The sequence below is a fragment of the Corynebacterium sp. 212_CJEI genome (genome assembly GCF_001055915.1).
In the GTDB taxonomy this organism is placed as follows: Bacteria; Actinomycetota; Actinomycetes; order Mycobacteriales; family Mycobacteriaceae; genus Corynebacterium; species Corynebacterium jeikeium_D.
The window spans coordinates 39,615-61,079 of sequence record NZ_JVPT01000078.1 but is presented as its reverse complement, the minus strand read 5'-3'; the positions used below and the strand labels follow the sequence as shown (position 1 = coordinate 61,079).

14 protein-coding genes are annotated in these 21,465 nt (G+C 58.9%); 4 read left to right on the top strand and 10 right to left on the bottom strand.

What is annotated here, in order from left to right; all coding sequences use genetic code 11:
• Positions 1–11: 11 nt before the first annotated feature.
• The 8 genes from ADB02_RS10310 to glf form a co-directional block, all read right to left on the bottom strand.
• Positions 12–2,123 (bottom strand): alpha/beta hydrolase-fold protein, encoded by a 2,112-nt coding sequence (locus tag ADB02_RS10310; protein ID WP_049190966.1) that lies wholly within the window; start codon positions 2,121–2,123, stop codon positions 12–14.
• Positions 2,124–2,672: 549 nt separating this feature from the next.
• Positions 2,673–3,716 carry an alpha/beta hydrolase gene (locus ADB02_RS10305; protein ID WP_049190964.1) on the bottom strand — a complete coding sequence of 348 codons (1,044 nt, stop codon included), beginning with the start codon at positions 3,714–3,716 and terminating at the stop codon, positions 2,673–2,675.
• A gap of 461 nt (positions 3,717–4,177) precedes the next feature.
• The gene (locus tag ADB02_RS10300; protein ID WP_048734319.1) at positions 4,178–5,197 is read right to left on the bottom strand and encodes a decaprenyl-phosphate phosphoribosyltransferase; all 1,020 of its coding nucleotides are present in this window, start codon (positions 5,195–5,197) and stop codon (positions 4,178–4,180) included.
• Between the two features lie 29 nt (positions 5,198–5,226).
• The gene (locus tag ADB02_RS10295; RefSeq protein WP_049190962.1) at positions 5,227–5,817 is read right to left on the bottom strand and encodes a phosphatase PAP2 family protein; all 591 of its coding nucleotides are present in this window, start codon (positions 5,815–5,817) and stop codon (positions 5,227–5,229) included.
• A complete protein-coding gene (locus ADB02_RS10290; protein WP_049190959.1) occupies positions 5,801–7,861 on the bottom strand; it encodes a glycosyltransferase in 2,061 nt (686 codons plus the stop codon). Before ADB02_RS10290 ends, ADB02_RS10295 begins: the two co-directional genes overlap by 17 nt.
• Before the next feature lie 199 nt (positions 7,862–8,060).
• A complete protein-coding gene (locus tag ADB02_RS10285) occupies positions 8,061–9,074 on the bottom strand; it encodes an alpha/beta hydrolase (RefSeq protein ID WP_049171829.1) in 1,014 nt (337 codons plus the stop codon).
• 182 nt (positions 9,075–9,256) lie between these two features.
• A complete protein-coding gene (locus tag ADB02_RS10280) occupies positions 9,257–10,186 on the bottom strand; it encodes an EamA family transporter (RefSeq protein WP_241482469.1) in 930 nt (309 codons plus the stop codon).
• A gap of 36 nt (positions 10,187–10,222) precedes the next feature.
• Positions 10,223–11,419: a UDP-galactopyranose mutase gene (glf, locus tag ADB02_RS10275; RefSeq protein WP_042388989.1), complete on the bottom strand. Its 1,197-nt coding sequence runs from the start codon at positions 11,417–11,419 to the stop codon at positions 10,223–10,225.
• A gap of 329 nt (positions 11,420–11,748) precedes the next feature.
• Between glf and ADB02_RS10270 the strand changes: the two genes are divergently transcribed.
• Both ADB02_RS10270 and ADB02_RS10265 read left to right on the top strand, forming a co-directional pair.
• Positions 11,749–13,254 carry an N-acetylmuramoyl-L-alanine amidase gene (locus ADB02_RS10270; RefSeq protein ID WP_049190956.1) on the top strand — a complete coding sequence of 502 codons (1,506 nt, stop codon included), beginning with the start codon at positions 11,749–11,751 and terminating at the stop codon, positions 13,252–13,254.
• An 85-nt stretch (positions 13,255–13,339) separates the two neighbouring features.
• On the top strand, positions 13,340–15,745 hold the full coding sequence (locus ADB02_RS10265; protein ID WP_049190953.1) for an N-acetylmuramoyl-L-alanine amidase: 2,406 nt from the start codon (positions 13,340–13,342) through the stop codon (positions 15,743–15,745).
• Between the two features lie 53 nt (positions 15,746–15,798).
• On the opposite strand, the gene ADB02_RS10260 is transcribed toward ADB02_RS10265, so the two are convergent.
• On the bottom strand, positions 15,799–16,632 hold the full coding sequence (locus tag ADB02_RS10260) for an HAD family hydrolase (protein WP_049190951.1): 834 nt from the start codon (positions 16,630–16,632) through the stop codon (positions 15,799–15,801).
• A gap of 6 nt (positions 16,633–16,638) precedes the next feature.
• A complete protein-coding gene (locus tag ADB02_RS10255; protein ID WP_049190949.1) occupies positions 16,639–18,288 on the bottom strand; it encodes a 1-acyl-sn-glycerol-3-phosphate acyltransferase in 1,650 nt (549 codons plus the stop codon).
• A gap of 429 nt (positions 18,289–18,717) precedes the next feature.
• Here ADB02_RS10255 and ADB02_RS10250 point away from each other — a divergent pair, with 429 nt between their 5' ends.
• Positions 18,718–20,454 (top strand): glycerol-3-phosphate dehydrogenase/oxidase, encoded by a 1,737-nt coding sequence (locus tag ADB02_RS10250; protein WP_049190947.1) that lies wholly within the window; start codon positions 18,718–18,720, stop codon positions 20,452–20,454.
• A gap of 245 nt (positions 20,455–20,699) precedes the next feature.
• The gene (locus ADB02_RS10245) at positions 20,700–21,449 is read left to right on the top strand and encodes an MIP/aquaporin family protein (RefSeq protein WP_193388755.1); all 750 of its coding nucleotides are present in this window, start codon (positions 20,700–20,702) and stop codon (positions 21,447–21,449) included.
• Positions 21,450–21,465 lie beyond the last annotated feature (16 nt).

Below are 21,465 nucleotides of genomic sequence, written 5' to 3'. Positions count from 1 at the left end.
CTTTGGTTGGCTTACTTGTCATCACCGTTGTCGGCGGCTGGGGCCGGCGCTTCTGGCTTATTGCGCTCTTCGACAATCTTGCCGTTGAGCTGACGAATCCAGCCACCCTCGAACTGCTGCTCAAGACCGCCGGCCTTGACTGGCTGCAGTGGGCCGACCGGGTAGCCGAACGGGCCATTTTCGTAGCCAGTGCTGCCCCAGTGGTCAGTGATGTCGTTGGAGCGCACCGGCTGTGCACCAGTTTCCGGAGTCCAGTAAATGGCACCGTGTTCGAAGCGCTGGAAAGCGCCGCGGGCGAGCTTGACCTCGTCGCCGTCGACAGGCAGACCCAGATCGGACTCAGCGCCACCGAGCTCCTTGTAGACACGGCCGATTTCACCACGCACGATGCGAGGTTCTTCGCCGCCGATCTTGACGATGGTGCCACCCTGGAAGTCCTGGGCGACACCGCCCGGAATATCGCGGTGGTTGGCGACTGGGTAGCCCAGCGGACCGGTCTCGAAGCCGGCCTTGCCCCAGACGTTCATAATGTCACCGGTGACTTCGTGGGCTCCGCCTTCCGGAGTCCAGTAAATCGAGCCCTTTTCAAAGTGGACGAATCGTCCCGAGCCATCCGGCGTAGCCAATTCGTTGGTCACTGGGTAGCCGAGCGGCGAGGACGGACCGCCGAGCTCGTTGTAACGCGAACCGATGCGCCCCCAGACCACATGTGCCCCGGAATCCGGGTGCCAGTAGGCGGTACCGCCGGTGAAGTCCTGAGCCACGCCATTCTTGGCGACACCATACTCATCCGACAGGCAGGTGCCGATTCCCGGCAGCGATGCGACGGCCTTTTCAATCTCGCCGCCTACACGGCAGACCGCGCCACGATCGGACTCCGGCAACTGGAGTGCATCGGCCAGCGTTGGCCAGGCCTGACTGACCTCGAATTGCCAGTACGGCCAGGTGTGAGTACCCGAGCTCCGGAAGTTCACAACCGGCTCGACGCCCTTTTCACGAGCATTCCGGATGAAGGTCTCACTGGTCATGCGGGAAAGCACTTCCAATGCGTAACCGGTCGGATTGTCCGGCTTCGTCGGATCGATCTGCGACGGCACGTCCCACTCACCGGTGTTGCCGTTACCCGCCGAGATGTACAGCGACATGCCCTTGAGCTTGTCGATGTTCAGCTTCGGATCATTGTCCTTCCAACGCTGCGAACCGAGCGGGCCCCACATCTTCGTCGCGTCATAGCCACCGGTGTTCTTCATCGCCAGAGCGATTGCCTGCGGCATGCCGGGCGAAGTCATGTCTAGGTAACCTGAGAGGCTACCGGCAAACTTCCACAGCTCCGGCGAGTGTGCTGCGACGTTGTAAGCACCGGTAGCGCCCATGGAGATACCGATGATGCCGCGTTCATCGTTGCCGCGGAAGCCGTTGGTGATAACCGGCACGAGCTCCTTGGTAATGAAGCTCTCCCACTTGTAGTTCTGACCGTTATCCGGCTGATCCCAGTCAGAGTAGAAGGACGATGTACCGCCGGCGGGCATAACCACCAGGACATTCTTGTCCTCGTAGAAGCGTTCGATATTGGTAGCGCGAATCCAACCGGAGTAGTCATCAAACGATGCCATACCGTCAAGGTGGTAGACGCTCGGGAATGTGCGCTCCTTGTCGCGGTACCAATCGCGCGGCAGCAAAATCTCAACCTGAATTGGCTTCTCCGGCATGGCAGCCGAGCGAATGTGCGCAATGACGTGGTGATCTGTGTACCACTCGACCTTGTCTACGCTGACTCCACTGGGGAGGTTCGCCACTGCGGGAGTATCGACTTTAAATGGCGTACGCTCCGGCCCTGGCATCGGCTTCGGCATACCCAGGCCAGGTAGCTGCGCACCAGCAGCTTGCGCTGCTTCAGCGGCCTTAGCAAGGTCTCCCAGGTCTTCAGATTGAGCCAACTGCCCCTGAACGGCCTGAAGTTCCTCGTAGCTAGGCAGACCTGGCTGAGCTGGCTCGGGAGCCGCCACTGCAGCAGGGGCACCGAGAGCGAGAGTCAACGGTAGTGCCAAAAGTGCGGTCAACGCCCGCGATGACTTCCGGCTGTTGCCGAGGCCACCACGGAGGAATCTAGCGGTTACGCGCATAAGAGGGCTTCCCTTTACAAAGTCGCTGGTTGAAATTATTTGAGACGTTGAGTGTTGCACCGGCGCCGGTTAGGCACCTGCAGATAGCATCACGCGGCGCTAGAGCTATGCGTTTACCGTTCGGCTTCGCAGAATTACGTGGTGACCAGCAACGTATCCGAAGGTTCCCCTCCTCCGGCGTGCCGCTGCACGAAGAATCTCACACACGTTCTGCGAAACAAACGGTATAGCTACCTGAATAGCTTCACCCTTTACTTTAAGGTTCGACTCTCATGTTTACCCTCTTACGGGTAAAAACCGTGGAGACACACGCAAAAGGAACTGAATTCAAGCTTTGACAGCGCAACTCTTTGCGCCCCTCTGTAGGCCGTTACCCACACCTTCCGCTCAGCATCCAAACCCGGACTCGACACAGAAAAAAGACCAATCCCAACAAAAGGATTGGTCTTTCTTCAAAATTGAGACTTCTTAAGAAGCTAGCCCCTTTAAGAAGTCATCCAGCACCAGCGCTAGGTCAGCGCGCCAGAGCGCCCTGAAATAACTATCGACCTAAAGGCCCAGCGCCCGAAGAATGTGCGGGCGAGCAAGCGCGGCATCACGGCCCCACAGCTCCCACGAGTGGATACCGTTCGGGCTGTAGACAAACTGCGCATTGAGGCCGGCAGCGCGAGCATCCTGCTCAAAGCGCTGCGTCGAAGCGCGGGATACGGACTCCATCACGGCACGCCAGACGGTGTCAGGGAGCTGCGGCACCGGACGGTTCAAAACCTCCGGATCACTCCACAGGCTCTGAACACCCTGGGCGGAGGAAACATACATCGGCAGCCCCTTGAGCTGGTCGAGCAGCATCGAAGGGTCATGGGCCTGGCGTTCCGCCGAAGCCGGAACCGGAAGACCCCACATGCCAGTCGGATTCACTACACCAGTGCTAGCCACCATTGCAGTGGTACCCGTAGCAACTACCTCGTTCGACATCTGGTAGTAACCGGACAGCGAAGTAACATGCTTGAACTGGTCACGGTGGCGGGCTGCCAAAGAAACCGCCGCAGCCGCACCCATGGACAAACCAGCAATCGCGTTGCGGTTTGGATTAACACCAAACTCACGCTGCAAATAAACCGGCAGTTCCTGAGTCAAGAAGGTTTCCCACTTCTGGATCTTGACCCCTTCAGCGGTCACTGCCGGAGCGTTCCAGTCAGTATAGAAGGAGCCATCGCCAGCAGCCGGCGCAACCAGAGTGATGTTGTCATTGGCAAAAGTCTGAGCAATATGGCCCGACCAAATCCAACCGGACGCACCCTTATTAAAGCCCCACAGACCGTCGAGCATGTACAGGGAGGCATCGCCGCCACCAGTAGCCGCCTTGATCTGAACCGGAATATTGCGGTTCATAGCCGGCGAGAAAACCTGGCAGTACTGAACCCACCAGTTGTATGGGTCCCAATTACAGCCTGGGCGCAGTCGATCACGGTTTGGATCAGCACTCGCATCCTTCGCGGATGCGAGCATGATGCCGCCAAAGACCATTGCAACCGCTACGAGGGCAGCTACGACCTTCACCGTGAAGTTACGACTCACTGCAGTAAAGCTCATCGTTCTCCTCTTTACTTTCGGACTTACCTCCGCGCCAGACTTTTCGGAGGCAGTCGCTTGCGCGAGCTTTCGCTTTTCTGCTTCCAGTTGTGACGCGACAACTGGAGACTCCACAAAAGAATCTCGAGTATGTAACGATACTCAATCGTTTCCCTACAACCAAGTTAAAATCGTAACCATTCCGTAATATTTCTCACATTTCCCGACAAAACTATCTACCACAAGGAGAAACACTGTTTACCAGCGAGGAATTACAGAATTGTAATTTTGCCCCCGACCGACCCGTAGGACTGACTGAGACATCTAAAACACGCCTACAAGAACCCAAAACACAACCTAAGTACTAACGAGGTACAGAAAAGCCCATGCACCCCTCGATGCATGGGCTTTCAGCTACCAACCGAACCCGACGAGAAACCGACGAGAAACCGCAGTTCGCTTAATGGGAAAAGAACAAGGAACTACCCCAGAGCCGGAACAGCGTAGACAGCGATGGCAATGGACAGCAGCCACAGGACGGCCAGCGCCTGCAGCGGTCGGTCCTTGAGCGCAATCTCATCCGGGCTTCCCGCATCACCACGGTCAACGTCGGCGGCGAAGCGCAGGATGGCCACAGTGAATGGAACCATCGAGATCTCGTACCAAATAGCCGAAGTCGATGAAGTGCCCGGCGCGCGGCCCATCTCAAAGCCCCACAGCGCGTAGCTCAGCACCACGGCGGTCGCAGCGAGGGTCCACACAAAGCGCAGGTAAGTCGCGGTGTAACCCTGCAACGACTTTCGAATCTTCTTACCCGTGCGCTCTGCCAACAGCAGCTCAGCGTAACGCTTACCGGCTGCCATGAACAGCGAACCAAAGGCGGCAACCAGCAAGAACCACTGGGACAGGTTGATGTTGGCAGCAACACCGCCGGCCATTGCACGCAGCATGAAACCCGAGGACACCAGCGCAATATCAATCACCGGCTGGTGCTTCAGGCCAAAGCAGTAACCGAGCTGCAGTGCAATGTATACAGCCACAACAATTGCTAGCCCCGGCCCCTCAGAGGCAAACCAGGACACCGCAATCGAACCAATAATCAGTGCGACCGCCATAATGTACGCCATGCTCACCGGCAGTACGCCAGCGGCAATTGGGCGGAAGCGCTTGGTTGGGTGCGCCCGGTCAGCTTCAACATCGCGGGCATCATTAATCAGGTAAATCGACGATGCGGCCAAACAGAAGGCCACAAACGCCACCAGGATGTCGACGGTCAGCGTACCGATCGAACGTCCCGAGTCCATGATCTCGTTGCCGGCTGCCAGTGGAGCCGCAATGACCAGGACATTCTTCACCCACTGCTTCGGGCGAAGCGCCTTGATCATGCCGTCCAACAGATTCTTCGGCGGATGCCCCTGCGGGTGCGCAGGCTCATCGATACCGGAAGTGTGCGGCTCGGACCCAATCCTTGATTGAGAAGCTTGCCGCTGGTTGGCCGACACATTGGCCAAGTTGTCGTTCTCCGCCTGTGTCACTGTGCATTCCTTTCCGCAATGGAGGGCTGTCCACCCTGGTTATGCTGCGCCTTTTTCGGCTCGATGACCTTATCACCTATCTTGTCCACCGCAAGAGCAGTGGCTGTACCCAGCGCTGCTCCGAGAGCGACATCGGTTGGGTAATGAACTCCCAGCACCAGGCGGGAGAGCATAATCGCCGGCACGCCCACGGCCGGTGCTGCCGGGTAACCCAACTTTGCAATCCCCACCAGCGCCGCCGTCGTCGACGTCGCGTGCGAGGACGGGAAACTCAGCTTGCTTGGCGTACCAACGCCGATTGCTATACGACGGTCATGGGGACGCGGGCGACGGACAATGCGCTTAAGCACCACCGATGCCGCATGCGAGGTAAAGGCGGCCACACCGACCTTTGCCCAGCTAATGCGTCGCTCCTTATCCACCGCCGCCCCGAGGGCAGCGAGCCCCATCCACCCAAGGGCGTGCTCACCGAAATAGCTCATGGCACGCGCGGTGGGCAGCACACCCGGGACGTCGTTAAGCGTGTGCTGAATATTAACGAGAACGTCGGACTCGCCGAACGGATCGCCTTTAATTTTCGAAGACATTCGCCCAGGCCTTCCTACTGGTCAGATCGTCATAGGCTGCGCGGTAGCGTGCCTGCATTTGCTCGAACCGCTCCTCAACCTGCTTTTGCAGCTCCCAGGATTCTTCCAGCAGAGCCTTGGCCTTGTCGCGGTCACGCTGGCGATACACCACGCCACGGCCATCAGCGGTGGTGACCGTTGCGCCATCCAGACGCGACAGGGAGAACCAACGAGCCTCCAGCGGCGCCAGGTTTGCCTGCGGCACCGCATGGTGCTCGGAGTTTTCCGGGCGCACGCTGTGCAGCAGACCCTTGGCCAGCCAACCGACCTTCTTCAGCTTGCCCAGACGACCACCGACATCCTTTGTCGGAACCCCCGGAATACCGGAGGGCTTTGGCAGATCGCCTGCGCTCGGCAGCACAACCGCGTCGGGGAAGCTCTTGCGCAGGGCATTGATGCGCGGCAGCGAGGACTCGAGAATATCGAACAGGTGCTCCGGGCCTGCCAGGAAGTCCTTCATGGCTTCGTTCTGGATGGCAACAGTGGAGTACTCCAGGCACAGAAGGTGCTTGAAAGTGGCCTTGCGCATGGAACGCACGATACCGGCAGCATCGCCCTCGTGCTGAAGAGCCGCGACAATCAAGCGGTTGCGCAGGTGGAAGTACGCCTGCCAATCAATCGCATCGTCTTTGTCCGACCAGGCCATATGCCAAATTGCGACGCCCGGCCACGTGGCCGTCGGAAAGCCTGCCTTGCCTGCGCGCAAACCGTATTCGGCATCGTCCCACTTAATAAACAGTGGCAGCGGCTGACCGATTGCCTCAGCGGCGACGCGCGGAATCAGGCACATCCACCAGCCGTTGAACTCAACATCGATGCGACGGTGAAGATCCTTCGAATCGACAACCTCACCGGTTGCGTTAGTGCCGTGCTCCCCGCGATCGCGCAGTGGGTGCGCATAAAAGTCGTGGTCATAGTGGACGTGCGGAGCGGAAGTCCACATGAAGTCATGGCGGCCGATGACTTCACCCATCGAGTGCAAGTGGCTGCGCTCCTGCAGGTTCAGCATCTGACCGCCGACCAGCATCGGGGACTTCGCGAACCGGCCGACAGCGACCGCACGCAGAATGGAATCCGGTTCGATGGCGATGTCGTCATCCATGTAGAGAATGAACGGGCTATCGGTCGCACGCTTCGAATCCGAATCCGGACCGCCCAGGGCCTCATACATAATGCGGGAGTACCCGCCAGAACCACCGAGATTTCCCTGCGGGAAAATACGCAGGCGGTCACCAAAGTGCTCGGCGACAGCATCAAAGCCCGGCTCGTCTGCCGGGTGCTTGGTGCCCTGGTCAGGCATCAAAACAGCATCGATGATGGCATCGACCTCAGGATCCGAGGACAGCGCCTCAAGGGCAGCAACTGCATCGGTCGGGCGATTGAACGTCGGGATACCGATAGTGACGCGCCCCTCCGGCGCCGGATGCTCCGTGCCGTCCGGGTACGTCTGGCTCGGTGCCTCGATATCGGAGTACCAACCTGCGGAGTGGATTACCACGTCCGTCTCACAGGTGAGGTCGAACCAAATCCAGCCGCCGTCTTCAAATTGCGTCAGCGGTACTGGGATTTCGCAGACGTGCACATCCTTGCCGTCGACCTTGGCTTCCGCGCCTTCAGCCGCCGCACCCAGGTCACCGACAACTTCGCCGGTCACGGCGATGCGCGCACCGTCAATCTTCGAACGGTAGATGTCCACGCGCGCGGTACCGGACAGCTCCAGGCGCAGGACAACATTGTCCAGATTCGTCCACCGGCGCCAGTAGCTGGCCGGAAAAGCATTGAAGTAGGTTTCAAAACTAACTTCATCACCCGCCGGAATGGTGGCTGACGTGCGGGAATGTGCTTGCACACGACCGACATTCGTCTCCGGCTCAACCAAGTAGAGCGAGCGGACATCACGGGGCTCACCCAACTTTGGCAGCAAAATCCGCTGCAGGCGTTCAACGGCAAGGCTTGACGACGTTGTCGGGGTATGTGTCCGCTTTTGTTCAGGCTGTGATGCCATGAGACGTATCAACCACTTTCCGAAAGGTCTACCGGGGGTGTTGCCGCCGATAAGTTACCGACGTTTCTATCTCATAGCATCCTAGTGCCCGTGGCGGATTGCCTCTTGTTGCCACGCTAGCGACGGCCCAGAATGTGAAAGCCCCTACGCGCTGCGAACTATCTGCTGCGCATAGGGGCTTTTCGTTCAGGTTCTAGTTTTAAGCTCCGAGGAAACCTTCGATGCGGGCCTTGGAGTTCTGGAGGTTGCGATCCCAGGTCGGCCAATCGTGGATACCGGTCTGCTCGTATTCAAACGTCGCATCCAGACCGGAGGTACGAGCACGCAACTCAAACTCGCGGGTGGACAAGCGGGACAGCGACTCCAGCGCAACGCCACCGGCCTTCGGGACGACCCGGTAGAGGTTCTTCGGGTCACGAACCTCATCCGGAACACCATTTGCCGAGGTAATAACCAGATCCAGCCCCTTCATCTTCTCGACGTTCAGGTACGGATCATTGCGGACACGCTCCGCTGACATAGGCGCACCCCACATGTCGAAGGAGCTGTAGCCAGCCGACAGCTGAGCGGCCTCAATTGCAGTGGTCATACCCGGCGCAGTGGTGTGCAGGTAACCGGAGAAGGCAAGAGCCTGACCGAACTGGTCTCGGTGGTTGTATGCCAACGATAGTGCAGCAGATGCACCCATGGACAGACCTGCAATGGAGTTACCAGTGCGAGAAATGCCGAACTCACGCTCAAGGTAAACCGGCAGTTCCTGAGTTAAGAAGGTCTCCCACATGTTTACAAACGGACCGTGCACACTAACCGACGGACGCTTCCAGTCGGTGTAGAAGCTACCGCCGCCGCCACCTGGAATAACCAGGTTGACGTTGGATCCCTCAAAAGTACGTGGGGCGTTACCGTGCTCCACCCAGTCAGAGGCATCAGCCGGGCTACGCAGGCCATCTAGCAGGTAGAGAGCCTTGTTACCACCATTGGCAGAGGCCACAATCTGAACCGGAATATTACGGTCCATGGCCGGCGAATAAACCTGGCACTTCTGGGTGAAGTACTGGTACGAATCCCACTCACAACCCGGGCGCAGCGAGCCTCGGTCACCCGCCGCGCTCGCGGCCGGCGCCATGGTCAATGCAGACGCGGCCACAGCTACCGCGGACGCAACGGCTGCAACCTTTCGACGCCAACCACGGAAAGTAGAGGTGATTTTCACGTGTGCATTCTCCTCACAATGTGCGATTCCCCACGGCCGGTGGGAACTATCAGGCGTGTTTCCGCTTCAGGGAATTACCTTAAGAAACAATAAATCTTCGACAAACTTACCCGCATTCACTGTCGTTTTCCAGCAGAACACGTCGAGACCCCACTTTTCGGCGGGTTCTGGTATCCGCATTTTTACTGCGCAAGCCCCCGCAGCTCGCGCGACTCCCGCGCCCCGCGCCAGGTAATAATCGCGCCAGCCGCCGCGATTAGCACGATGCCCAGCGCCATGGACCAAGTCACTCGGTCACCGGAAAACGCCCAGCCCAGGATTGCACCGATGACCGGGTCCAGTGCAAAGAGCGTGCCGACGACCGCCGCTGAGACAATCCCCGCAGCGATGGTGTCCATCACGTAGGGAATAACAGCGCCAATAAACCCGGAAATAACGATGGTGGCCCACATCGAACCGTCGACAAGCGGTGCAGCGGAAACAGAAAATGGCGCGAGTACGATTGCTGCGACGACCACTGACAGCGCCAGGTCGGGCATGCCGCCGCCCTCGGTGCTGCCCATTCGGGCGGAGAAGAGCGTGTAAGCGCCGAAGAAGATTGCACCGATTGCGGCGTAACCAATGCCGATAATGTCAAGGTCATTGGAGGGCTGGGCAATCAGGGCAACGCCGATGAAAGCGACGATGGCCCATAGGCGGGAGCGCCACATTTTCAGCCCCAGGAAGGACACGACGCAGGGGCCGAGGAAGTCGATGGTGACGGCGACGCCCTGCGGGAGGCGCGCGATGGCTGCGTACACCATCATGCTCATCATGCCCATGGCGATGCCGTAGACCACGATGTTGATGGCGCGGGCGCGGGTCATCCCGGACAGTTTTGGCCGGAACAGAACCACCATAATGATGGCGGCGGCGGTCATGCGCAGGCCCGATATGCCCGGCGCGCCGACCGTGGAAAGCATGCCAGTGACCAGCACGGCTGCAGCCTGGGTACCAAGAGAACCGATGAGAACCAGAATGACAGGTGCCACTGGCAGGGTGAGAAACTTGTTCACACGCTGCAGCAATGGCCCCTGCTGGGGAATTCCGGTTTGGCTTTTCTCACGCGACACTCGCGCAATACTAGCGCGGGAGCCGGAAGCGGCAAATTAGTGCCCGCGCTCCTGCTCGATTGCTTCGCCGTCGTTGAAGAACGGCGCAATCTTGTTGTCGAACATCGACAGTGCGGAGCCGATGGCCATGTGCATGTCCAGGTACTGGTAGGTGCCCAGACGACCACCGAAGAGAACCTTGTTCTCCTGCGCTTCTGCTGCGGCGAGCTTGCGGTATGCCTCCAGCATCTCGCGGTCTTCCGGAGTGTTGATCGGGTAGTACACCTCGTCGCCATCGTCGGCGAAGCGGGAGTATTCCTTAACAATTACTGTCTTGTCCTTGACGTAATCGCGCTCCGGGTGGAAGTGGCGGAACTCGTGGATACGGGTGTACGGCACATCCGCGTCGTTGTAGTTCATCACTGGAGTGCCCTGGAAATCGCCGGTGTTGACAACCTCCATCTCGAAGTCCAGCGTGCGCCAACCCAGCTTGCCCTCTGCGTAGTCGAAGTAGCGGTCCAGCGGGCCGGTGTAGACGACCGGGGCGTCCGGGGAGACAGCGCGCAGTTCATCGCGCACCTCAAACCAGTCGGCGTCAACAACGACGTCAATCTTGTCGGAGGTCACCATGTTTTCCAGCCAGGCGGTGTAGCCGTCGACAGGCAGACCTTCGTAGGTGTCGTTGAAGTAGCGGTTATTAAAGGTGTAGCGAACTGGCAGGCGGGTGATGTTGCCAGCCGGCAGGTTCTTCGGGTCGGTCTGCCACTGCTTGGCGGTGTAGTGCTTGACAAAGGCCTCGTACAGCGGGCGGCCAATCAGGGAGATGGCCTTTTCCTCAAGGTTCTTCGCGTCACGTGGATCCAGGCCATCGGTCTGGTCCTTAATCAGCTGACGAGCCTCGTCCGGGCTGTAGTACTTGCCGAAGAACTGGTTGATCAGCCCCAGCCCCATCGGGAACTGGTATGCGGTGCCCTTGTACATAGCGAACACGCGGTGCTGGTAGTCGGTGAAGTCAGTGAACTGGTTGACGTAGTCCCACACCCTCTTATTAGAGGTATGGAACAGGTGCGCACCGTACTTGTGCACCTCGATGCCAGTCTCCGGCTCTGCCTCCGAGTAGGCGTTGCCGCCGATGTGGTTGCGGCGTTCGACAACGAGCACGCGCTTACCCAGCTCAGTGGCGGTCCGCTCAGCAACGGTCAAACCGAAGAAACCCGAACCGACCACGATGAGGTCGTAGGTGTTGTCCTTGATGTCCTGTAGGGACTTCGGAGCAAATTCATTGGCAGTGGTGTTCTTTTCGCTACTCACGCCTTAAAACCTATTGCATTTCCATCCGGTTTGCGGGTGTACACGCGGGCTTTACGACGTCCACGTGAGCCCAGCCCAACGTTCGTTTGGTCACATTATTTGATAATTTTCCCAAAATTAACGAGGAAACACAGATGTCTCACTAGATTTTTTTAGTCACACTGGTAACATCCTCCTCAGAATTTTCTGTTGCTTTGCAACTTTCCTTCCCTTCGACCCCGGGTAGACCTCGGGTCGATAACCCTGTACCCCATTTTTTTGGAGCTTTTACCGTGCCAACTCGCCGTCGCATCAATGCCCCGTCGATGGGCCGTCGCACCTTCCTCTATGGACTGGCAGCTACTACTGCCGCAGCTCCGCTAGCAACATGGGGTATTCGCCAGGCCCCTACTCTGGTTGAAAGCCCAGGCGTAGGCCCCATCGCGGCCAAGATCTCAACATCGCCGCTGGTTGACGCTGTCACGATGATGATTGACGACGCAGCCGTCGGCACGCATGCCATTACCGATGCCCTGCACCCGCTTCGCGGATTCGTGAAGGACATCACCCGCGACGAACCGTTCTCCCAGTTCGCCCTGACCTGGCCGGGCGATGACAATCTGCAGCTCTACGTTCGCGCCGAGCGCGAAGACGGCAGCTTTGGCCCGTGGTTCCACGCTGATTCACACGGTCCGATGAATAACTCCGGGCAGTCCGGCACCGAGCTGCTGTTCGTTGAGCCCACCCGTCGCGTGCAGGTGTCGACTGTCGGCCTGAACCTCCTCGAAGGCCTGGATCCCCGCAACATCATTGGTATCGACAACCTTGACCCCGCCACTATCGGCGATTCCCTGCAGGACCTCGTCAGCGCTACGGCCGCATTGTCCCTCAACGCTGTCCAGGCAGTTTTCATCGACGGCGTAGAGCAGGTCGGCGAGGTTATTCAGCCAGTTGCGTACGAGTCGTCGATTGCCGGCGCGCCAAATGTAATCAGCCGTGCAGCGTGGGGCGCAGATGAGTCCATCCGCAGCGGTTCGAGCTCCTACAGCACTTTCAAGGGCGCGTGCATCCACCACACCGCGGGTTCCAATAACTACTCAGAGTCCCAGGGACCAGCCATTGTCCGTGGCATTTATGCCTACCACGCAAATACGCTGGGCTGGGGCGATATTGGCTACAACGCGCTGGTCGATAAGTACGGCAACATCTACGAGGGCCGCTACGGCGGCCTGGACAAGAACATCGAGGGCGCACACGCAGGTGGCTTCAACAACGGCACCTTCGGTATCTCGGTGATGGGCAACCACGACCAGCTGGAGATTCCGGATGCGGCCGTCACCGCACTCGGCGAGATGGTCGGCTGGCGCATGAAGGTCGGTGGCGTCGATCCGATGTCCACCGCCGCACTGACCAGCGCCGGCTACTCGAAGGCACGCTACAGCTCCGGCCAGACCGTGAACCTCCCGGCCATCTTCGGTCACCGCGACACCGGCTACACCTCCTGCCCGGGCACCTTCGGCTACCAGCAGATGGATGCCATCCGCGCTGCAGCCAAAGCCAAGTTTGATGGTGCCGGTGGAGCGGATATCGCCGGCCGCTCGACGGATCCGAACAACCAGGACGGAGAGGCCGCCAGCATTCCGCCGATTCCGGGCACCGGCGAGTCGGGCGACAACGGCGGTTCCCTCGGAAACGTGGAAACGCCCACGCCAGGCGAGGTTGTTGGTGAGTTTCTAACTGAATCCCTGCCAACCAACCCTGCCGAAGCTACGCAGACCTGGTTCGCACCTCAGAACTAACCCCCCCGCTTATCTAATCCAGGCATAACCACATCACATTTGTGGTGTAACACCAGATTTTCGCAATCACCCAGGAGTTATTACCGTGTTTAGTCGCCGCCGCATCAATCGCCGCGCAGGTGCCAAGCAATCCTTGGTACTCGCTGCCGTGGCGACCCTTGCCCTGACACCCGTTGCCGTTGTCGGCGCAGGTGCCGCTTATGACCTCATTGAGGAAAACGGCGCCGGCCCCATCGACCCGGTTGTCCAGAGCAAGTCGCTTGCAGACAGCGTCTCCGTTCTCGTCGAAGATGCAGCAATCGCAACGCAGTCGCTTGCCGACGAAGCTCATCCCAACCGCGGTGTCGTCAAGGAAATTACCTCCGATACTGAGTTTTCCCAGTTTGCGCTGACGTGGGCCGGTGACCCTGATATCGCCAGCTTCGTCCGCGCCGAGCGAGCAGACGGCTCCTGGTCCGACTGGTTCAGCGTTGACCCGGACTACCCCGCTGAAGGCAATGGCAACGGCCTGAACGGAACGGAGCTCATCTACATCGAGCCAACCAAGCGCGTTCAGGTTTCCACCCACGGACTTAACATCTTCGGTCCGGGTTCCGGCGTGGATCTGAAGGACATCAAGGGCGCTGAGAAGCTGGATTTGTCCAAGCTCAACCTCGACGAGATTAATGCCGAGGGCGCCAAGAAGGCCGTGGAGGATGCAAAGGATTCCGCTACGGATGCGGCCAAGGATGTCGCCGAGGCCGCTTCCGACTACCAGCAGACTCCGGATGCAGCTCCTGGGGACGCACTCGATGACCCGACTGCTCCGAACGCTAACGACGCTGCAAATCTGGACTCGCCGAACCTCCCAGTGAAGTGGACGGACATCGAGCCGGTCGCCGATGAACTGCCGATCGACCAGGTCGACGCAGTGCTAATCGACGGCCAGGCTGCTGCATCCGGCATCGACCCAATTGTGGATGCCAAGAATGTCACGGGCATGCCGAAGGTCATTACCCGTGCCGGCTGGGGCGCCAACGAGAATAACCGCTGTAAGGGCGCGGACTACGACAGCAAGCTTGTCGGTGCCACCGTGCACCACACCGCCGGTTCAAACAACTACTCCGAGAGCCAGTCCGCTGGTATCGTCCGCGGCATCTACCAGTACCACGCACAGACTCTGGGCTGGTGCGACATCGGATACAACGCCCTTGTCGACAAGTACGGCAACATCTACGAGGGCCGCTACGGTGGGCTGGATAAGAATGTCCAGGGCGCACACGCAGGTGGCTTCAACACCGGCACTTTCGGCATCTCCATGATGGGTAACTACTCTTCGGTTGCTCCCAGTGAGGCTGCACTGAACTCGGTGGGCAATATGATCGGTTGGCGCCTGAAGGTCGCCGGCATCAAGCCGACCGGCCAGATCCAGATGACTTCGGGTGGCACCAGCTACTCCAAGTACGGATACGGTAAGCAGGTCACTCTGCCGACAATCTTCGCACACCGCGACGTTGGTAACACCACCTGCCCAGGTGATGCTGGCTACACGCAGATGAGCAAGATCCGCTCGATTGCCGAGAAGAAGTACAACTCTCTCACCAGCGGAAAGATTGATAATGAGGGCCCTGACGGCTTGATCGACCTCCTCGTTCCGCAGGATGAAAAGGACGATAAGACCGCCGAGGACACAGACTCGCAGTCGAGCACGTCGACCTCGACCACTTCGACCACCTCGGCATCCACGGGTACGTCCACGACCTCGTCCTCCGAGAAGTCCTCGAGCGCATCGAGCACCACTTCTTCGACAACGTCGAGCTCCGACTCGACCACCTCGGGTACTTCGAATACCTCGGAGCCAACCGACGCCACGAACACCGGTGACACTGCTACGGCTGACTCCTCCGCACCGTCGGCAAGCGAGCAGAGCAACTCCTCCTCGCCGAGCGCATCCGACGAGCAGCAAAAGGCACAAGCTCTGGAGACAGTCTCGGGTGCACGTTCGATGCTGGCCTCGGCGCTGGGCATGCTCGGCGCACCGGGGCTCGGACAGACCGCCGATGCGATTCTGGGTGCCGTTGGACGCTCGATTGAAAACGGCCCATCGATTGCTGACCTGCCGGTCCTGATTGACCAGATTATCACTATCAATGAGCAGAACGACCTGGCTGCCGAATGGCGCCAAGTCTCCGAGGAAATGGGCTCCGTTCTCGGTTACGCAATGTCCGGTATCCAGAGCGGTTCTACCGTAGCGAACAATGCTGGCCAGGCCGATGCCCTGCGCTACGTGAAGTTCTCCAACGGCGTAATCACCGACTCCGACACCACCGGCGCGCACGCTATCTGGGGCAAGATTGCTGATGAGTGGGCCCGCCAGGGCTTCGAGGTCGGCAAGCTGGGCGCTCCAACGAAGACCCAGGTGGTCGATGGAAACATCGAGCGCGCTGAGTTCCAGAACGGTTCAATCACCTTCGACCGCACCACCGGCGAAGTCAAGACCGAGCTGAAGTAAACGCCCTCGAGCGCTGGGTGAGCTAGCTGGCGCGGGAAAAACCTCGAGGCTAGCTAGAACCAGCGCTCCAGCACACGAGCAACACCGTCATCATCATTGGTGGCGGTGATTTCGTCTGCAATCTCCTTGACGTTGTCAGCCGCATTGCCCATGGCCACACCCGTGCCCGCCCACGACAGCATCTCGATATCGTTCGGCATGTCACCGAAGCAGACCACATCTTTCGCGGTCGCTCCGACCAGTTCAGATACGTATTCAAGCCCGGCGCGCTTAGTCACGCCCGGCGCGGACACCTCCAATAGCCCGTCCGGCATGGAGTAGGTCACGTGCGCCAGGCTCGCGTCAATTGCGGGGGCGACCAGTTCATATAGCTGGGCACTGTTCACATCTGAGTTTCGCAGCAAGAGTTTCGTCGCGGGTTCTGACAACACGGCCTCTTCAGCAAGCTCACCGTGCTCATCCGATTCCCACGCATGGTCATAGGACGGCGCCACCACAAAAAGCTCATCGATGGCATCATTCGCCGACGTCCCAGCGCGCTCTGCCGCAATGCCGATTCCACCGATGGATCGCGCCGCTTCGCGCGCATGCTTGACGACGTATCGCAGCGTCTCCGGCTTCAGTGTGTTGGCGGCAACCACTTCATCACGGCCGGAGTCGTAAATCACGGCGCCATTGGCACACACGCACAACGGCTGAACCGGCAGCTGCTCGAGCACTGGTTGCAACCACCGAGCCGGCCTTCCCGTGGCCAGCACCAACGGGGTTCCGCGGCGTAGCATTCGCGTGACGGCCTGTCGCAGGCGGGGAGTTACCCGCTCCCGCGAGTCGATGAACGTCCCGTCAATATCCGAAGCTACGAGTAGTGGGTGTAGTCTCTCGGTCACTTCGAACTACTTGCCGTCCTCACTGTTGTCATCTTCACCGTCATCGCAGAACCGGTCGTGCAACAACTGCAGCGTTGCGGCTACTCCCCCATGCTCGACCGTGTCGATTACCCAATCCGCGTTCTTCAGCAGGGACCAGTCCGCATCGGCCGTAACTACCGGCATGCCGACACGCTGTGTGGCTTCCTCAAAGTTCGAGCGACCGGCAAAAAGAATCGCGGTTTCTTCCTTGCGAGCCTGCTTGCGCAGCGTGCTAACCACCGCATTTGTGACGTCCAGTTTGCTGGCGCCCTCCGGGAGTTCCACGACCTGCAGGTCAACCGACTCCAAAGCCGATAGATTCGGCTTATCTCCCGGTTCGTGCAGAACAACGATTGTGGCTCCGGCATCGCCGAGCTGCTGCAAGGCCTTCATGGTTTCTTCGCTGATATTGCCCGCGTCGTCGGCAAGCGATGCGGGGTAATCGAAGATGAACGTCTCCGGCTGAGCGGTGATGAGCCTGTTCAAGCGCTGTGGAAGCTTGTCGCGAATCATCATCGACTGGCCGATAAGACGGTAAACGGTCTGCTGCGTCTGCTCGACACCGGAGGCGGAGGCTTTCTCTAGCTGCACGTACGCTTCGCGGAACGTCACGCGCATCGAATCCGTGGCCGTACGCACGGACTCCTTGCTCTCCTTAGCACCGGCGACGACATCATCAGCCATCTGTTCCACAGACTGACGGAACTGCGCCAACAAGGCGGTCGTCTGTTCCCTTCGGCGAGCAGACTCCGCGCTCATAGTTTGCGAGGCATCGAGGAACTGCTGCCTGGTCTGATCGCCGAACTCACGCGCACTATCGCCGAATTCACGTGCCGACTCGGCTAGCTTTTCCTTGAATGCGGCCAGATCACCGCGCAAATGACGGATACGCTGACGCTCTTCTTCGACTTTCAGGTCCTCTGCCTGGGCCTCTTCGAAAGTCGGTGCGCCGCCGCCAAGGCGAGCCGGTACCCAGTAGGCGCCCTTCGGCAGGGGACCTTCTTCAGCTGCATACTCGTCCCAGAGCTGACGGACACCCTGATCCATGATTTCGTGTAGCTTTTCGGTGGCTTCTGCCGGATCGCCCTCCGGGGTCCACGGCGGCAAAACCGTAATATGAATCGGAGTATTGCTGCGGCCGAGATGCTTGGGGTGCCCCTTCGTCCACACGCGCTGGGATCCCACAATCAGCACTGGGATGATGGGCTTGCCGGTGCGCTGCGCCATACGCACCGCACCCGACTTCAGATTCTTGACTTCAAAGCTGCGCGAGATAGTCGACTCCGGGAAGATGCCTACCAACTCGTCGTTTTCCAGCTTCTCGCAGGCCTCTTCGAAAGACTTGGAGCCGTCGGTGCGATCGACCGGAATGTGTTTACAAGCACGCATGATTGGTCCTGCGATCGAATGGTCGAAGACTTCCTTCTTCGCCATAAAACGGACAAAACGGCGGTGCTTGCGGAATGGAAGACCGACATAGGTGAAGTCCATGTATCCGGTGTGGTTAGTAACGAGAACGGCGCCAGAGTCTTTCGGCACGTTTTCCCAGCCCTTAACGGTGAACTTCAAACCTTGGGCAAAGAAGACGGTGCGCGCCAATCCGATAATCGTTAAGTACACAGGATCCTTGAACATGGCCTTTACTCTACAATCTTTCGCACCCCTTAGCGGGGCGATATGTACTGGTATCTGAGAGCCATGAATAAATGTCGTTACAGGCCCATATCCATGTGTAAAACCAGGTACATCCCCCTTGCGCGTACTGCGCACCTGTCATACAGTCCCGGTACACCCCATAGTCGCTTTTACTACCCCCGTTATGGGGTGGGCTCCGCCGGTGGGTATTCATTCTAAAAGTAGTAAACCTCTATTAACATACCTATCTACCTGCGGAAAACCAGACAACATTTTGGGGCGGGCTTTCTTGGCTTTTTGACCCATTGTTTATATCTACGTAACCGTAAGTTACCGCTTACAAGTAAGCCGATTTTTGGTAACCTGAGCCGTGAGCCGAGAAATTCTCTTCGACGAAAAATCAACGCCCCCACCGGGAAGGATTGGAAAATGTCGTCCTCTTCATCTCTCGCCCCATCTGCAGTTCTAAATAAGGAACAGCATGAAAAGACCTGGGAGAAATTCGGCACCGAGCAATACGACGTCGTCATTATCGGCGGCGGTTCTGTAGGCGCTGGCGCTGCGCTCGATGCCGCAACCCGTGGTTTGAAGACTGCGGTCATTGAAACTCGTGACTTCGCAGGCGGCACCTCCAGCCGCTCCTCCAAGATGTTCCACGGCGGTCTGCGCTACCTGCAGATGTTGGACTTCCGCCTGGTAGCTGAATCCCTGCGCGAGCGCGAACTGTCCATGTCGCACCTAGCACCGCACCTGGTTAAGCCACTGCGCTTCGTCTTCCCGCTGACCCACCGCGTGTGGGAGCGCCCGTTCATGGCATCGGGCTTCTTCCTTTACGACGTCATGGGTGGCGCCAAGCAGGTTCCGATGCAGAAGCACTACTCCCGCAAGGGCACCCTGAAGCAGGCTCCGGGCCTGAAGGAAGATGCCGTGGTCGGCGGCGTTCGCTACTACGACACCCTGGTTGACGATGCCCGTCACACCATGACTGTCCTGCGCACCGCTGCTCACTTCGGCGCTGACGTCCGCACCTCCACTCAGGTTGTCGACTTCGTGAAGGAAGGCGAGCGCATCGTCGGCGCGAAGCTCCTTGACACCGACACCGGCGCCACCACCACCATCCGCGGCAGCGTTTTCGTCAACGCCACCGGTATTTGGTCCGATGAGATTGAGAAGCTGGCTGGCGTCACGGGCAAGTTCCGCGTCCACACCTCCAAGGGTGTCCACATTGTTATTCCGAAGTCCGCTCTTGAGGGCTCGGTGGCAATGACCTTCGTGACTGAGAAGTCCGTCCTGTTCGTTATCCCGTGGGGTGAATACTGGATTATCGGTACCACCGACACCGACTGGACCATGAACCTGGCCAACCCGGCAGCTACCCGCGCTGATATCGACTACATCCTCGATCACGTCAACGCCAAGGTTCGCCGTCCAATTACTTACGACGACATCGTCGGCGTCTACTCGGGTCTGCGTCCACTGGTGGAAGGCGACTCCGACTCCACCACCAACCTCTCCCGCAACCACGCTGTTGCCCACGTTGCCCCGGGCATGGTTTCCGTCGCAGGCGGTAAGTACACCACCTACCGCGTCATCGGTGCTGACACCATCGACGCTGCAGTCCAGGACGTCCCACGCAAGGTACCGGAGTCCGTCACTGCAGATGTCCCGCTGCTCGGCGCTGACGGTTACCACGCACTGAACAACCAAAAGCCAGCACTGGCCAAGCAGTTCGGTATTACCGAGAAGCAGGTCGAGCACCTGCTCAACCGTTACGGCTCCCTCATCTACGAAGTGCTGGCTCCTGCAGCCGAGGATAAGTCTCTGCTCGAGCCGCTAGAGGCTGCCGAACAGTACATGCGCGCTGAGGTTCTCTACGCAGTGACTCACGAAGGCGCAATGCACCTCGACGACATCCTGGAGCGCCGCCTGCGTGTCTCCATGGAGTACGCACACCGCGGTGTCGACAGCGCCCGGGCCACCGCTGAACTGGTTGCCCCAGCTCTGGGTTGGGACAAGGACACGATGGAGAAGGAGATCAAGGTCTTCATCGAGCGTGTCGAAGCAACCCTGGCAGCTGAACGTGAGCTGACTGACAAGGCCGCTAACGAGATTGCTGCTCATGCAGTGGAAACTCGCGCGGATGTCGACGTCAGCCTCGACCGCTAGTTCGCCCCTCCCCTCCCCCGGTGGCCGTACGAGTTAGTGCTCAAATGGCCACCAACGCTGTAGCCACAACGAAATAGGTTTCCCTCTTGGGAAAACGGCTTCGCACTTCAAGGGACTGATGGGGTCGAAATAAAAGTGCCGGCGAAAAATCCGTTCTCGCCGGCATTTCTTATACCCAAAGAATTTACGTTGCACGATTCCTCGTGGCCTTTCTCGGTCACGACGCACAGAGAGTTTCACATCCCATGGAGACAATCACAGGATCCCAGGCATTCCTCTGGGAGTTTTTCGGAACCGCCATTCTAATTCTGCTCGGTAACGGAGTCTGTGCCTCTATCAACCTCCGGACTACTCGCGCAGCAAACGCTGGCTGGATGGGCATCGCCTTCGGTTGGGGTATGGCCGTTTTCGCTGGCGCATCGATTGCCGACGTATCCGGTGGTCACTTGAACCCAGCGGTAACCGTTGCCCTAGCAATCAAGGGCAGCCTGGCCTGGAGCCTGGTCCCCTACTATGTCGCAGGTCAGCTGTTGGGCGCATTCGTAGGTGCAATCCTGGCATGGGCCGCGTTTAAGCAGCTATTCGATGCCAATGGTGTCGACGACAACGGCAACCCAACCAATGCGAATGCCGAAACTGGCGGCAACTTCTTCACCGCGCCGGTTCACCCAAATAACTTTTGGAATGCCGTCACCGAGTTCATCGCGACGTTCGTTCTGCTCGCATTCATCCTGTTCGGCCCAGCCGGCGGCGAGCTTGGCCCGCTGACCTACTTCGGTGTCTCGTTCATCATTGTGTCGATTGGTCTTTCCCTTGGTTCCCCGACCGGATACGCCATCAACCCTGTTCGCGACCTCGGCCCGCGTTTGGCCTACGCTTTCGTGCTCCCGATTAAGGGCAAGGGCGATGCGAACTGGGCCTATGCATGGGTTCCGATTGTCGCACCGATGCTGGCAGCCGTGGCTGCAGGCGCTCTTGCCTTTGCCATCGGATAGCGGGAATATGAGAGCT